Genomic DNA, 14,359 nt, shown 5'->3' with positions numbered 1-14,359 from the left:
ACGTTTTGAAAGACCAGAAGAGACAGGTAATTGAACCCCAAATTTACTGAACCCCAAATCCCTCGTTATTCGTGATAAGTAATGCGCTTACATTGATACGTGATCATTTGCAGGCATTCTTTGCGCTCAGAGGCTTTCCTGCCAATAGTGTGATCGTTGAAAACATTGGTTTGCTGGAAACAACGCATGCCAATAATTTCAATGGCAACGTGATCATTTCCCTCGTGAATGTAGAAGAAGAGAGCACGCTTAAAAACAGCAAAGCGTACACCACATGGCCGGATAACCGCGCCCGGTACCAGCATCCGCCGGTATTTCTCAACCTCTATGTACTATTTACAGCTGTGCTTTTTGGCGATGCTACGCACGACTACTACGAAGAAGCATTGCACCGCCTATCAGCAGTGATCAGCTTCTTCCAGGCGCAGAAAACTTTTAAAAATGCCGATGGCTCACTCGACTTAACACTGGAACTGTACACACTTACATTCGAACAGATTAACCACCTCTGGGCATCACTCGGCGGACGACAGGTCCCTTTCGTGATGTATAAGGTGCGACTCGTTGCTATCACGGAAAACGCTGTACTCAGAGTAGTACCGCTGATAGAGGAAATAGAAGACACACAACACCCTACTGCTTAAATTTTTTATGTCTGTTATTTACAAGATATTGTTTGAGGTGCAGTTGCTGCACGAATATTATCTGCAAAATACCAAAGGGATCTCCTTTTTTGAGCAGACAACCGATCAGCAACGTGCCGATTTCCTGATGGAAAAACTGCGGCAGGACCAGTACCGGCTGCTGCGCGACTGGGACATTCAACCCCTTCCGGCTACCGCAGTGCTGATGAAGAATTATCATCTCCGGCTGCTGCCCACTGCTACCGGTTTCAAAGGCGCCGTGGAAGTGAAAAAAGTGATGCAGGGAAGCACAACTGCTTACACACCCTTTGTGCCAATGCCTCCGGACGCGGCTTTCCGCTTTGCTATTGTACCCCGCAATGCAAACGCGCTGGCCTTTACCAGCACAAGGATGCGCCGCACGCTGCCCGCACAGTACTACTTCTCAAACGATAACACCACTAACACAAAAGTATTTCCATCGTTGTCTGTACCGGTGCCCGCAAACGATAACACCCGGCAATACGAACAGGGCGAGCTTTCCAAAGTAGGCGCGGATGTATCGGAATATCTTAACAAACCAGGCGCCCCGCCCAATGACCCTTCGCAGTGGAGAAAGATCAAAGGCAACGGTTTTGTACATGAAGGCGACCGCCTGTTGCTGCCTTTTGTTTTTCAGTATTCCTTCCCGTCTGCTGTACAGGTAACCAACGGAACCGCTACGCTGGAAAGCATTGCAGGCAGTACGTCTTTACAACGTACATTCACTACTTCCGGTGCATCACAGGTACGACTGGATTTCTCCGGCCCGTTACCGGATAATTCCCTGCTGGCAGACGGCTGGTATAATTTAACGGTAACCGGCGATAATAATTTTGCTGCGCAGCACCTGGTATATACAAGTCGCACCGAAATGTACAAAGCCGGCAATATTGGCGTCATAGAACTTCGTGCAGATACCGCCGGCGATAGCTTCGCCATGCTCGACCCCGACGGTACCCTCAAAACAAAATTGCAGCCGGACAATACAAAAACACCGCATACCATTTACGAACTGCGCTTCAGGAGCAGAAGCTCCTACTGGCGCTATTCTCCCCAATACGGGCAAACGCTGGTGTTCAGTAACCATGCCAACAACCTGCTTACGGTAGCAGATCCCAACGGCGCACGTACCACCAAAGAGCCCTGGCCGTTTTCCTTTAACAACCGGCTGTTCCCCGTTACGGAAAACAATATCACGAACTACGAACAGCTGCTGCCAAATCCACGGGGGCTTTCCCTCACCAGCGATACGGATCAGCGCCTGTATGCTGATGTGGTAGTACTGCTCTCAAAAATATTTCCGCAAGGTCCTTAAGCCCGGTATATGATCTATTCAAACAACAATTAAAAACAGTTAAAACCCCAAACATATGGCTGAATATAAAACTCCCGGCGTCTACATCGAGGAGATCGTAAAATTTCCCCCCTCCATAGCCTCTGTTGAAACAGCTATCCCGGCTTTCATAGGCTATACGGAATTTGCCCAGAACAAAGTACCCGGCGACCTCGTAATGGTGCCAACACGCATTACTTCCATGCTCGATTATAACCGCATCTTCGGTGGCTCGCAGCTGGAAGAAGAAAGCATTACGGTAAACATCGACAGCTCCCAGCCGCAGGCGGTGATCAAAGCGGTGATAGATCCGCTGAAGGCATCCAAATACCTGATGGCTTACCAGCTACAGATGTTCTTTAACAACGGCGGCGGCCCATGCTACATCGTGTCTGTAGGCGATTACAGCACCGGTGGCGTCATTTCATTGTCGTCGCTCACCGATGGACTGAACGCCGTGGAAAAGATCGATGAAGTAACCCTGATCCTTTTCCCGGATGCCATTAATCTTACCGATGCAGCCTCTTACTATACCCTGCATAAATCGGCGCTGGATCAGTGCAGCCTGCTGAAAGACCGCTTCACCGTTTTTGATATCTGGATGGATCCTGCCATAGGCCCCGCGGAAAGCATCATTGATCATAATGTTACGCTGTTCAGGGACGCAGGTTTTGGTGAGATAGAAACCAAAAAGTATGGCGCTGTTTACTTCCCGAGAGTGAACACACAGCTGCCCTTTACCTACGACGAAGCCACTGTACAGGTAGTGCAAACCGGCGGCGACGGATCGTTGAACGGTACGCTCGCTGCATTGAAGGGTATCAATAACGCATTTTACTACCAGGCATTGAATGCCATTACCCAGCTAAGAATGCTGCTGCCTTCTTCTTCAGCGGTGGTAGGCAAATACGCTGAAACAGACAACAGCCGCGGTGTGTGGAAAGCACCCGCCAACATCGGGATCGACTATGCCGTAAGCCCTGAAGTGATCGTCACCAAACTGGAACAGGACGATCTTAACGTGGATGTACGCGACGGTAAATCTGTAAACGTGATCCGCTCCTTCCCGGGCAGGGGGCCGGCCATCATCTGGGGCGCCCGCACACTGGCAGGCAACGACAACGAATGGCGCTACATCTCCGTTCGCCGCTTCTTCAACATGGTAGAGGAATCTGTTAAGAACGCCACCCAGCAGTTTGTGTTTGAACCAAACGATCGCAACACCTGGGTACGCGTGAAATCAATGATAGAAAACTACCTCACACAGCAATGGAAAGCCGGCGCACTCATGGGCACTACCACCAGGGAAGCCTATTTTGTAAAGGTGGGTCTTGGTGAAACCATGACGGAGCTGGATGTATGGGAAGGACGCATGATCGTGGAAATAGGCATGGCAGTAGTACGCCCCGCTGAATTTATCATCCTGCGCTTCAGCCACAAAATGCTGCAGGAATCTTAATCCTTTTACATTCAGACCAAATAAACTGAATACTGTATGAACACAATGAACCCCACTCAATCATCCACCAGCAACGGCTGCGGTGATTCTACCAATAAAACCCAGCAATACATCGATAACAATAAACGCGGCATCTGCAGCGCCTTCACTGATTCGCTGAATGTATTGCGTATGCGGGAAGGAGAGTACAAAGGCTATAAGCCGGTGTACAAATACAAACAATGCTTCTTTATCAAAGCAGAAGAAACCTGGCGCTTTTACCGCTCCATCGACCTGTGCGCCACCCTGCCTGCACAGAAAGATGCGGATCTCATAAAAGATAAACTCAGCAAAGCCAATGATGTGAATAAAGCGATAGCAGCTGCGCTTGCCATTGTAGCCAAAAACATCCAGGATGCAAAACAGAAATTCGCCCTGCTGAGTGAAGCGGCCCATAAGCTCAATAACAAAGCGGAAGATAACTGCAACAAAGCGCAACGCGCAGCCCTGGGCAAACTGAAAGCCGGCAGTAAGGATTTCAAAACCTGCTTCGATAACATCGTAGACGGCTCCCAGGAAATGTACGCCTCCGAAGGCGGTTGCGGCGATGGCGAAACCGTAAGCATCAACAAACTGCACTGCGCCATAGGCGATGTTTCCGGCATACAATCCTTCACCAGCCTCGATAACGTGATAAACCTGCATAAAGACCTCGCAGACGCCATTAAAGCATTCCGCGATGATGTACTGCAGAATATTAAAACAGGAGAGGACGATCAGAAGAAAACCTACGGCGAACTGGGCGATGCGAAAATTCAGAAAGTCACCATTCGTGAAACACTGTGGTCGGCCAGAACACAAACGCAGGGAATTGAAGACATCCGCGAGTTCCTTTGTACGTTGCCCTGCGGCGATCTTCCTACTATCAAATCCATTTGCGAACAAGCACAGGGCAACTATTGCAATGGCAACGGTAACGGCGGCCATTGCGATGACTGACCATCCTACCGGCAGTAAATAAATTTCCTGATCACAAAAAATATTCACCATGAATTGCAATAAAGTATATGAACCCTTTGTAGAAAGCGACGACTCCTGCTGTGCTACCATACCCGGTGGCACCGAAACGGAGTGCGGTTGTGTGGACGACTGGAAGAAAGAACTGAAAGCCAAAGGCAGCCTGTACCAGCAGAAAGCCGCCGAAGCAGCCAAGAAAAAAGAAGAGCTGGCCCGCGCACTCGACTGGCGCAATAAAGTAAAGGGCTATTTTGATAATGTACAGAAAAGCGCGGAGAAAGCAGATGCCATCACCAGCAAAGTGAAAGTAGTGCTGGACATCCTGGAGAAACTCTGCAAAAGCACCGGCTACTCTGTGAAAGCGATCGAAGTCTTCTTCTGTATGACCAAAGAGCTATATACAAAAGTAGATGAAGTGGCTGCCTGCTATAACAATATCACCAAGGCTATCGACTGCTCCAACGACCAGGTGCTGAAAAAAGGTGGTATCACCGATGCCTGGGCCGACTATGGCAAAAAACTCCAGGACGTGATCGCCATCGGCAACGATATCTTCAATAACATCGTGATTGCCCTGAAAGCCGCTACCATCCTGGATGAATCCATCTGCGAAAAGGACTACGGTATTAAGGCAGCTATCGCAGGTATCGGCTGCATCTTCAATCCCTCCGGCAATGGCAATACAGCCAATGGCGGTATTAAATCAGGGGAAGACGACAGCATGGAAATATGCTGCACCGATAAACTGGTATGCCCCGTATTTCCGCTTAAAAATGACCAGTATTATACACTCACCGAAAAACACCTCAGCAACGCTGATACCCGGCTGGCAGCCATCAAACCGGAATACGACAAAGTAAGCCAGGAAGCCAACCGCCTGCAGGCATGCACGGATAGTCTTACCAAAGCCATCAAACAGGCCCAGGACGCCAAAGCATGTAAGTAACAGCCATCAGATTTTTATCATCTTCTTAAACTTAAAGATATGCCCGCAAAAGGAACATACCCGTTACCAAAATTTCATTTCCTGGTAGAATGGGGAAAAGATGTAAGACTGGGATTTACAGAAGTTTCCGGCCTCGACTTTGAAACGGAAGTGATCGAATACCGGGAAGGTAACAGCAAGAAATATAATAAAAGTAAACAACCTGGTCTTACCAAATACGCCAACATCACGCTGAAACGTGGCACATTTGAAGGCGATTACGACTTCTACAAAGCCTGGCGCGAAACGTATTATTTCCAGGAAGGTAACAAAGCCGGTAGTAAATACCGTCGCGATGTAACGATTAAACTGCTCAATGAAAGCCATGAGCCGGTGATCACCTGGAAAGTACTGAACGCATGGCCTTCCAAAATAACTTCCACCGACCTGAAAGCAGACGCCAATGAAGTAGCCATTGAAACAATGGAACTGGTGCACGAAGGGCTGGAGATCATGAACGTTGATTGATATGGCACAAGCGGTAATAAAACCCGATAATTTCTGGCAGGCCGTAGGCTTTCACTTTTCTGTCACTTTTTTTGGACTACCCAAAAACGGTGGTGGCAAAGACGCCGGCTCCGACCTCGATATCCGCTTCCAGAGCGTTACCGGCCTGGAAGCCACCATCAGCACGGAAGAACTGAAAGAAGGAGGAGAGAACAGGTTTGAGCACAACATCCCCGTGCGGCGTACTTATTCGCCCCTGGTACTGAAAAGAGGATTGCTCCGCCCGGACGATTCATCGCTGTCGGCCTGGTGCCGCCGTGCGCTGGAAGACCAGCAGATCAAACCCCTCAACCTGGTGAAGGTGGCGCTGCTGGATGAGAGCCATAACATTCTCATGTACTGGAACCTCGCCTGGGTATGGCCCCGCAGCTGGAAACTGGCAGAGTTGCACGCAGAACGCAGCGAAGTGCTCATAGAAACACTGGAACTGAACTACAACCGTTTTGAATTTAAAAACAGCTGAGTCATGCCCATAGAGATCCGTGAACTGATCATCAAAGCCGAAGTGGCGCCGGAAAATGCACCCGGCGGCACTGCAGGCGGCAATTCAACCGCTGCCGGCGGCAACGGCCAGGCTACAGAAGCCATGATCGCTTTATGCGTGGAAAAAGTATTACAGGCACTGAAAGAAAAAAATGAAAGATGACAGACGCAAAAGTGGAAAAGATCTACATCCTCACGTATGCCGACAGGCTGCAGCAACAACTGGATAATAAGCACAAATTTACTATCCCGGTAAATGCGGAAACTTATACCCGGTCGCTGAAAGTAGACTACGACATCCGCCGTGAACCAGGCAGCCAGAAAACGGAAGCGCGCTTTATTTCAACCATCCCGGAAGAACTGAAGCTCGACTTCGTACTCGATGGTACCAACACCATTGAAGGATACGGCTACCCGGGCATGGATGTGCAGGCGCAGGTAAAACTGCTGCTGGATACTGTTTACTACATGGATGGTGAAACACACCGCCCGCGCTTCCTGAAAGTATTCTGGGGCAAACAAATCGCCTTTCCCTGCGTTATGTCTAACCTGGACCTGAATTATGTGCTGTTCAATGCCGATGGCAGCCCGCTCCGGGTAAAGGTAAGCGCTACCTTTCTCAACTACCGCGCAAGGGAAGCCAATGAAAGGGAGCAAAGCAAAGCCTCGCCCGATCTTACCCATCACCGCATATTTAAGCAGGGCGACCGCCTCGATCTTTTTAGTTTTAAGATCTACCAGGACCCCAAATATATGTTGCAGGTAGCCAGGCAAAATAACCTCACTTCTTTCAAAAGAGTACCGGTTGGTAAAGAGATCTATTTCCCTCCATTCGATAAAAGCGAAGTATCATGAACGAAACAGGAATACCCAATACTTCTGCACATGATGTAGCGAGTTACAACATCCTGTTGAACGGTACACAACCGCTGAATCCCGTGTACGAGGTGCTGTCGCTCACATTGACACAGGTGGTGAACAAGATCCCGCTGGCAAAGATCGTATTGCGCGACGGCGCCGCCGCCGACCAGGATTTCGCGATCAGCAATACCAACGATCTGCTGCCCGGCACTAAACTCACCATTAAAATAGGCCGCGATGGCTCCAACAAAGTGTTGTTCAAAGGCGTCATTGTGCACCAGGGTATCAAATTCCGCCAGGACGGAAATCCGGTACTCACTGTTGAATGCCGCGATGAAACCGTGAAAATGGCCATCGGCAGGCATAGCCGTTACTATGAAAAAGTGAAGGACAGCGAAGTGATAGAACAGCTCATCAGGGGTTACAGCGGCTTAAGCGCAGAGGTGGAAGCCACCACCGTGCAGCATAAAGAACTGGTGCAACACCACAGCACAGACTGGGATTTCCTCCTGCTCCGCGCGGAAGCCAATGGTAAACTGGTGATCGCAGACCAGGGAAAGGTGAAGGTAAAGAAGCCCAATACTACGGCATCGGCAGTATTGCAGCTTACCTACGGTTCTTCCCTCATGGAACTGGAAGCAGAAATGGATGCCCGCTATCAATGGAGCTCCGTACATGCCAGCGCATGGGATTATACCGGGCAACAGCTGTATGAAGCAGAAACTTCCTCTGCCGATTACACGGAACAGGGCAATGTATCCGGCAGCACGTTGGCAGGTGTGATAGGATTGCCTCACTACGAACTGGCGCACAGTGGCCGCCGCGCAGCAGAAGAACTGCAGCAGCTCACCAATGCCGCTATGCTCAAAAGCAGGTTGGCAAAGATCCGCGGCAGGGCTAAGTTCCTCGGCTTCTCCGGCGTAACTCCCGGCGATATGGTAACACTTCAGGGCATCGGCAACCGCTACAACGGCAACGCCTTTGTAACCGGCGTGCGCCATGAAATTGCGCACGGTACCTGGGATACGCATATCCAGTTTGGCCTGGAACCCGACTGGCTCGCGGAAGCCTACAAGGATATTTCCGATATCCCGGCGGCAGGAATGCTGCCTGCTATCCACGGCTTGCAGATCGGTAAGGTGGTGCAACTGCAGAACGATCCTGATGGCGAACACCGCATCCTGGTGAAGATACCGGTGATTGACAACGCGGCCCGCGGCATCTGGGTAAGAGTAGCCAGCCTGGACGCCGGTAATAACCGCGGCGCCTTTTTCCGCCCTGAAATTGATGATGAAGTGATTGTAGGTTTCATCAACGACGATCCGCGCGATGCTATTGTGCTGGGAATGCTCAACAGCAGCGCGAAACCGGCGCCCATCACCGCGAAGGACGACAATGATGAAAAAGGATTTGTGACCAGGAGCGGTATGCGTATTCACTTCAACGACAATACGAAAACAATTACGATAGATACCCCCGCAGGAAACAGTATCACGATAGATGAAGCAAGTACCAGCATCAAACTGAAAGACCAGAACAGCAACACCATCACCATGGATACTGCCGGCATCAAACTGGAAAGCCCTATGAACGTGGAACTGAAGGCTGGTGTAAACCTGGTACTGTCTGCCGGCGCGGCGCTTTCCATAGGAGGCGCCAGCATATCCGCCGCTGCGGATGGTGCAGTGGAGCTGAAAGGCGCTATCGCGAAATTATCTTCACAGGGTATCACAGAAGTAACAGGTTCACTGGTAAAAATAAATTAACCGGCAAACCCCAAAAAAGTACAACGATTGCCGGTCACCTAAATTGTTAATCTCATGCCTCCTGCAGCACGCATCAGCGACTTTCACACCTGTCCCCTGTTTTCAGGGCCGGTACCGCATGTAGGCGGTCCGGTAGTAGGACCGGGCGTACCAACGGTGATCATTGCCGGCATCCCGGCAGCAGTAGCCGGCGATATCTGCACCTGCGTAGGGCCGCCGGATACCATCGTGAAAGGATCTGCCACCGTAATGATAGGAGGGCGGCCCGCCGCAAGGATGGGCGACCTTACCGCCCACGGCGGCGTGATTGTGATGGGAGCACCTACAGTAATTATTGGCGGATAAAAACAACATACACATGTTACAAAACGATCCCCGTTCATTCCTTGGCACCGGCTGGAAATTCCCGCCAACTTTTGATCTGCAAAGCGGCGCAGTGGAACTGGTAAGCAATGAGGCAGATATCAAAGAAAGCCTCGACATCCTGCTGTCTACCAGTTTGGGAGAAAGAGTGATGCAACCCCGCTATGGATGCGACCTGCAGGACTATATTTTTGAACCGCTTAATGCTGCGATGATCGGCTTCCTGCGCGACCTGGTGGAAAATGCCATCCTCTTCTATGAACCCCGCATCAAAGTAGAGGAAATAACCGTGGTGCCCATGGATAGCCCCGACCTCATTGAAGGAAGGTTTACTATCGCTGTCGACTATACGATTGCAAGTACTAATTCAAGGTACAATTATGTGTATGATTTCTATTTGCTGGAAGCAGCACAAAAACCCTGAAAGGCGCATCACCACAGGGTCATCAATTAATCAGTTAAATCATGATCGTACATCCTTTTCAATATGAACCAGGCATCAGTCAGCGGAACCGGCTACTACCGGCCCTGGATGCTGCCTCCGCACCGATAGACGGGAGAAAGCTCGCGGATCTGCTCCATTACTTTGTACAAATGGCGCCGCAGATCAATTATTATCAATACAAAGATGCTTACCTGATCAACGACTGGCAGCCCTTCTTCCGTAACAGCCTCCCTTTCCTGCTTGCACAGCTGGCAAAAACAGATACCAGCGAACTGGCAGGTAAATTTGAAGGATATGTACAACAGGTGTATGAACGTCCTGCAAAAGATACGCTGCAACTCCTGGTCAGCTTTTTATTTGATGATGTGATCGTTCCCATTGCACAATGGCAGGCTGCATTCCACGGAACTGGCCTGGCCATGGAACGTAGCATAGAAGCCATAATCCAGCAAAAACTCCGCACCCCGGTGTCGCAGTTCATTCGCTTCACCAACGGTGCTGTGAAATGGTTCTGCATCAGTTCCCCCGATCTGTCAAAAATTAAAAACCAGGACATATGGGGCATCGATCCACTGTTCGCTTACCTGGAATGGAATGAAAGCTTTCAATTTGCCCCTACCGCCCGCGAAAAAGCATTGCTGCTGTTACAGGCCTACCAGTCTGTATTCCAGCCCTTCCTGGACGCCATCGCCGCTATTGCCGCACTGTCGCCGGACTGTATCGCCGAAAGCCTGCAACCACTCAACGAAGCCTATAAAAAGAATCACACCCCCCATTTGGGGCTGCTCTTTGCATTCCTCTACCTGTTCAGCCATGTACAGCAACAACTGAATGGCTTTACACAAAAACATCTCGATTTCTTTTTTCAACAGGTATTAAGGCTGGTACCAAAGCCACTTACACCGGATAAAGCACACGTGGTGTTTGAAGTGCAGCAACCTTTCCAGCAATACCTGCTCCCGAAAGGCACTGCTCTCCGCGATGGAAAAGACAACAATAAAACAGATGTACTCTTTCAGCTGGCGGATGAAATTGTGGTCGATAATGCCGCTATCTCCAGTTTACTTACACTATATGTAAACCCTGCAACAGCCTTTAAAAGAACACTCTCTGAAGGCGGTCAGCGCTGTTATAAAAAGAATTTTATCGAAGGATTGTACATCGCCACCCAGGCCAATATGGCCGATGGGGTAGATAAACCCTTCCAGGAAAATATGCCGAAGAACTGGTTTACCGCCGGTTCCCGCTACAGTAAATTTATTGCCCCGGGCAAAACACAGCCGGTACAACATCCCTATGCCCGCCTGGGGTTCATCCTGGCTTCACCGGTATTGCTGCTGCAGGAAGGTAAACGCATTATTACAGTAGATATCGATTGTACCCTTGCAGCAAATTGCGACGATAATAACGTGCTGCTGTATGATAGCGACTATGTCGATGCACTGAAAATCATCCTGAAAAATAAATATACTTATCTGTCGGACGACCTGGTTACACAGGCGGAAGCAATGGGCGTAAACACCGCCACCATCGATGTACTGCGGGCCGCGCTCACCGATGTGAAATACGCCGCCGATGGCACGCACGCGGTGCTCACAGACGATGGCGTTACCCCCGACGCTCCCCTGGCGAACATTAACGCGCTGCCACCGGCGGTAAAAGCGTTGTTTCCACCACGCCGCGTGTTACAACTCTTTTTCAGCGGGGAAGAAAACTGGATAGCGCCGCCCCAACTGGCGGATATCACCATTGCCGCGGTAAGCGGCGGTTATAAATTAACACTGAAAGCGGAACTCCCGCCGGAAGTACCTGCGGTAACTTTTTACGATAAGAAAGTATTGAGCGGCAACTATAACACCACACAACCGGTGCTGCGGGTGGAAGTGGACCAGCAGGTGAAATTGAGCCTCGACGATATTCTTATCAATAAAGCAGGCGGCGATTGCGGTCAGTGCCCGTTGGAACGCCAGCCTCAGAATACGGTAACGGCTATTGCATTGTATCATTTCCTGCGCGATTTCCGCATCCGGGATGTGGGCGTGAAGGTAGATGTGTGCGGGGTTAAAAACGTGATCGTGCAAAACGACGAAACCGTACAGGATGTAAATGCACCTATTTATCCCTTCGGTACCAGGCCAGCACTGATCGATTTTGAAATACTAAAAGGCAAGAAGGAATTTTCTAGCACCACCAAAGGCCCCGGCTTTTATATCGGTTCGTCAGAGATCTTTGGGAAGAAGTGGGATAAAGTATATGTGAACATGAACTGGAAAGATAAACCCGCCAGCTTTGAAGCGTATTATGCGGGCTATGTGCAGGGCGGACTGGCGGAAGCCGATTTCAAGATCAACAAATATGTATTGCAGGACGGAACCTGGTTTAAAGAAAATACTGCAGATGAATTATTGTTCAATAAGATCGAAGACGTGCCCTGCGATCCGGGAAAAATATACGATTACGCCATTACATTTGAACCGCCAACATCACCTGCGTTTAAGGATCAGTTCAGTCTTACCGCCGATAACGTAACCCGCTACAATGCCGATACCCGCAACTATTTCGCTAAAATAACACTGGCCCGCCAGGATTTTATGCATAAGGATTATGCGTTTGTACTGGCCCGGCAAATGACTGCCTTCAACCGCTTGCTGGATGATCCCAAAGATCCGAAGAACAGGATCGATACCGCTGCCTATTACAATTCAGTAGGCTCTCCCGTGGTATTTAACCTGAAGGAACTGAAACAACTGGTGCAGGATACTTATGCAGATGCATTAAGTCTCAATAAGTATATCCAGGGCCCCAGCGGCCTGGATGGCCGGATTCCTCCGGATAGCATGTCGCCCCCATGGGCCTGGACACCCACACCGGCGGAAGCGCTTACCATTCGTTACATTTCCCGCGGTCCTAATGAACCGGATTTCCCCGAACGCCACGGCTTCTTCCAGGGCTTCGAAGGACTTACGGAACTGGCAAAAGACATCAAGGAAAAACTGGAAGACATCCAGGTATCGGTGGTAGACACCAACACATTGTCGGCCATCATCCCTAACGAACCCTGGACGCCGGTGATCAGCCAGATCTCCATCGATTACAGCGCTACGGCCGTAAAAGCAGATATACAGCTGCTGCACCAGTATCCTTTTGAAAATACTTTTAAGGAAGAAGTACTGGAGCTGCAACCCTCCCTGTTGCCGGTATGCTGCCACGAGGGCACTTTGTTTATTGGGCTGGATCGACTGCAGCCTTATGGTAATCTTAATCTCTTGTTTCAATTGGCGGAAGCAACCGCGGATTCTGAATCAGAAAAGGCTGACGTGGAATGGTATTATCTCAGCAGCAACAGCTGGAAACCGCTCCGCAAAGGATTTGAAATATTGAATGACGATACCGATGGCCTTACCCGCTCCGGCATCATCAAAATAGCGGTGCCTGGCGATATTAATATAGTCAATACCGTTATGCCGGCCGGCACTTACTGGCTGAAAGCCGCTATCCCGGAAAATGTAGCGGCCATCTGCGAAACCATTGGCGTGCATACGCAGGCCGCCCTGGCTACTTTCACAGTACAGCCCGACAATGACCCCATGCGTCTTGGCGAAGTACTGAAAGCAGGCAGTATTACCAAACTGGCGGAAGCGGATGCGCATATCAAAACGGTGACACAGCTGTATGATGCTTTCAACGGGCAGCTGCCTGAAGCCGACGGGCATTTCTATGTGCGCGTGAGCGAACAGCTGCGGCATAAAGGCCGCGCTATACAATCGTTCGACTATGAACGGCTGGTACTGGAAGCATTCCCGCAACTGTATAAAGCGAAATGCATTAACCACACACTAGGTCTTGGCGCTAAGGTATACCAGCAGGACCTGGTAGCGGCCGGCGGTTACGTGGTGCTGGCCGTGATCCCGGATCTGCGGCAGCTGGCAGCCGGTAATCTCATGGAACCCAAAGCGCCGTTAAGCCTGCTGGAAAAAATTCACACTTACATCAAACAGCGGTCTTCCCCTTTTGTACGGTTGAAAGTAGCCAATCCACGGTATGAAAAAGTAAGCGTGGATATCGCTATACAATTGTATAAAGGGAAAGATGAAAAATATTATACCGATAAACTGAAAACAGATTTGCAGCAATTCTTCGCCCCCTGGGCGATAGGAAAACTGGATAAGCTGTCGTTCGGACAAATCGTTTACCAGGCAGACGTAGTAAGGTTTGTGGAACAACTGGATTATGTGGACTACGTAGAATGCCTTACTATGCAGCATGAGCTGGAAGCAGCCCCTGCACAGCAAATGGAACCGCATACGCCGCGCTCCATCCTGGTAAGCGGCAGCATCACCGTAAGCACGCAAAAGAACGCCCTGGTTTGCCCCGATGTGGTAACACGCATTCCACAGGGTGAAACAGATTGCAATATTCCGGAACCCCTGATACCGCCATGTAATAACATACGAGAGGAATCACCATCAGCGCCGCAGGGCCCTATCATCAACTAA

Annotated in this window: 13 protein-coding genes; all 13 read left to right on the top strand. The window is 50.0% G+C overall.

The genetic code is table 11. The features are described from left to right. The first annotated feature begins 92 nt into the window (after positions 1-92). Genes VN105_RS16435 through VN105_RS16375 form a run of 13 tightly spaced genes read left to right on the top strand, consistent with a single transcriptional unit; the run spans position 93 to position 14,359 of the window. On the top strand, positions 93-644 hold the full coding sequence (locus VN105_RS16435; protein WP_325642615.1) for a DUF4255 domain-containing protein: 552 nt from the start codon (positions 93-95) through the stop codon (positions 642-644). Positions 645-651: 7 nt separating this feature from the next. Beyond that, a complete protein-coding gene (locus VN105_RS16430) occupies positions 652-1,980 on the top strand; it encodes a hypothetical protein (RefSeq protein ID WP_325642614.1) in 1,329 nt (442 codons plus the stop codon). Between the two features lie 55 nt (positions 1,981-2,035). Further along, the gene (locus tag VN105_RS16425; protein ID WP_325642613.1) at positions 2,036-3,457 is read left to right on the top strand and encodes a phage tail sheath family protein; all 1,422 of its coding nucleotides are present in this window, start codon (positions 2,036-2,038) and stop codon (positions 3,455-3,457) included. A 36-nt stretch (positions 3,458-3,493) separates the two neighbouring features. After that, positions 3,494-4,435 (top strand): hypothetical protein, encoded by a 942-nt coding sequence (locus tag VN105_RS16420; protein ID WP_325642612.1) that lies wholly within the window; start codon positions 3,494-3,496, stop codon positions 4,433-4,435. Positions 4,436-4,484: 49 nt separating this feature from the next. Then, the gene (locus tag VN105_RS16415; RefSeq protein ID WP_325642611.1) at positions 4,485-5,399 is read left to right on the top strand and encodes a hypothetical protein; all 915 of its coding nucleotides are present in this window, start codon (positions 4,485-4,487) and stop codon (positions 5,397-5,399) included. A gap of 39 nt (positions 5,400-5,438) precedes the next feature. After that, entirely contained in the window at positions 5,439-5,906 is a 468-nt protein-coding gene (locus tag VN105_RS16410) for a phage tail protein (protein WP_209858001.1), read from the top strand. A gap of 1 nt (position 5,907) precedes the next feature. After that, positions 5,908-6,408 carry a phage tail protein gene (locus tag VN105_RS16405; protein WP_325642610.1) on the top strand — a complete coding sequence of 167 codons (501 nt, stop codon included), beginning with the start codon at positions 5,908-5,910 and terminating at the stop codon, positions 6,406-6,408. Positions 6,409-6,411: 3 nt separating this feature from the next. Next, positions 6,412-6,591 (top strand): DUF5908 family protein, encoded by a 180-nt coding sequence (locus VN105_RS16400; RefSeq protein ID WP_325642609.1) that lies wholly within the window; start codon positions 6,412-6,414, stop codon positions 6,589-6,591. Next, complete coding sequence (locus VN105_RS16395) at positions 6,588-7,283, top strand: hypothetical protein (RefSeq protein ID WP_325642608.1); 696 nt, start codon at positions 6,588-6,590, stop codon at positions 7,281-7,283. Before VN105_RS16400 ends, VN105_RS16395 begins: the two co-directional genes overlap by 4 nt. Beyond that, the gene (gene vgrG / locus VN105_RS16390; protein WP_325642607.1) at positions 7,280-9,055 is read left to right on the top strand and encodes a type VI secretion system tip protein VgrG; all 1,776 of its coding nucleotides are present in this window, start codon (positions 7,280-7,282) and stop codon (positions 9,053-9,055) included. The genes VN105_RS16395 and vgrG overlap by 4 nt, the downstream gene beginning before the upstream one ends. Before the next feature lie 54 nt (positions 9,056-9,109). Further along, a complete protein-coding gene (locus VN105_RS16385; RefSeq protein ID WP_325642606.1) occupies positions 9,110-9,400 on the top strand; it encodes a PAAR domain-containing protein in 291 nt (96 codons plus the stop codon). A gap of 13 nt (positions 9,401-9,413) precedes the next feature. Next, positions 9,414-9,842 carry a GPW/gp25 family protein gene (locus VN105_RS16380; protein WP_325642605.1) on the top strand — a complete coding sequence of 143 codons (429 nt, stop codon included), beginning with the start codon at positions 9,414-9,416 and terminating at the stop codon, positions 9,840-9,842. Between the two features lie 41 nt (positions 9,843-9,883). Beyond that, positions 9,884-14,359 carry a hypothetical protein gene (locus tag VN105_RS16375; RefSeq protein ID WP_325642604.1) on the top strand — a complete coding sequence of 1,492 codons (4,476 nt, stop codon included), beginning with the start codon at positions 9,884-9,886 and terminating at the stop codon, positions 14,357-14,359.

The organism is Chitinophaga sp. (genome assembly GCF_035564935.1).
Taxonomy (GTDB): Bacteria; Bacteroidota; Bacteroidia; order Chitinophagales; family Chitinophagaceae; genus Chitinophaga.
Note: the sequence above shows the minus strand (reverse complement) of the source record. Positions and strands in the feature narration are given on the sequence as shown.

What these genes read in the sequence shown, in the direction of transcription:
- VN105_RS16430 (WP_325642614.1), top strand. Translation starts at nt 652, where the DNA reads ATGTCTGTTATTTACAAGATATTGTTTGAGGTGCAGTTGCTGCACGAA.
- VN105_RS16425 (WP_325642613.1), top strand. Translation starts at nt 2,036, where the DNA reads ATGGCTGAATATAAAACTCCCGGCGTCTACATCGAGGAGATCGTAAAA.
- VN105_RS16420 (WP_325642612.1), top strand. Translation starts at nt 3,494, where the DNA reads ATGAACACAATGAACCCCACTCAATCATCCACCAGCAACGGCTGCGGT.
- VN105_RS16415 (WP_325642611.1), top strand. Translation starts at nt 4,485, where the DNA reads ATGAATTGCAATAAAGTATATGAACCCTTTGTAGAAAGCGACGACTCC.
- VN105_RS16410 (WP_209858001.1), top strand. Translation starts at nt 5,439, where the DNA reads ATGCCCGCAAAAGGAACATACCCGTTACCAAAATTTCATTTCCTGGTA.
- VN105_RS16405 (WP_325642610.1), top strand. Translation starts at nt 5,908, where the DNA reads ATGGCACAAGCGGTAATAAAACCCGATAATTTCTGGCAGGCCGTAGGC.
- VN105_RS16400 (WP_325642609.1), top strand. Translation starts at nt 6,412, where the DNA reads ATGCCCATAGAGATCCGTGAACTGATCATCAAAGCCGAAGTGGCGCCG.
- VN105_RS16395 (WP_325642608.1), top strand. Translation starts at nt 6,588, where the DNA reads ATGACAGACGCAAAAGTGGAAAAGATCTACATCCTCACGTATGCCGAC.
- vgrG (WP_325642607.1), top strand. Translation starts at nt 7,280, where the DNA reads ATGAACGAAACAGGAATACCCAATACTTCTGCACATGATGTAGCGAGT.
- VN105_RS16385 (WP_325642606.1), top strand. Translation starts at nt 9,110, where the DNA reads ATGCCTCCTGCAGCACGCATCAGCGACTTTCACACCTGTCCCCTGTTT.
- VN105_RS16380 (WP_325642605.1), top strand. Translation starts at nt 9,414, where the DNA reads ATGTTACAAAACGATCCCCGTTCATTCCTTGGCACCGGCTGGAAATTC.
- VN105_RS16375 (WP_325642604.1), top strand. Translation starts at nt 9,884, where the DNA reads ATGATCGTACATCCTTTTCAATATGAACCAGGCATCAGTCAGCGGAAC.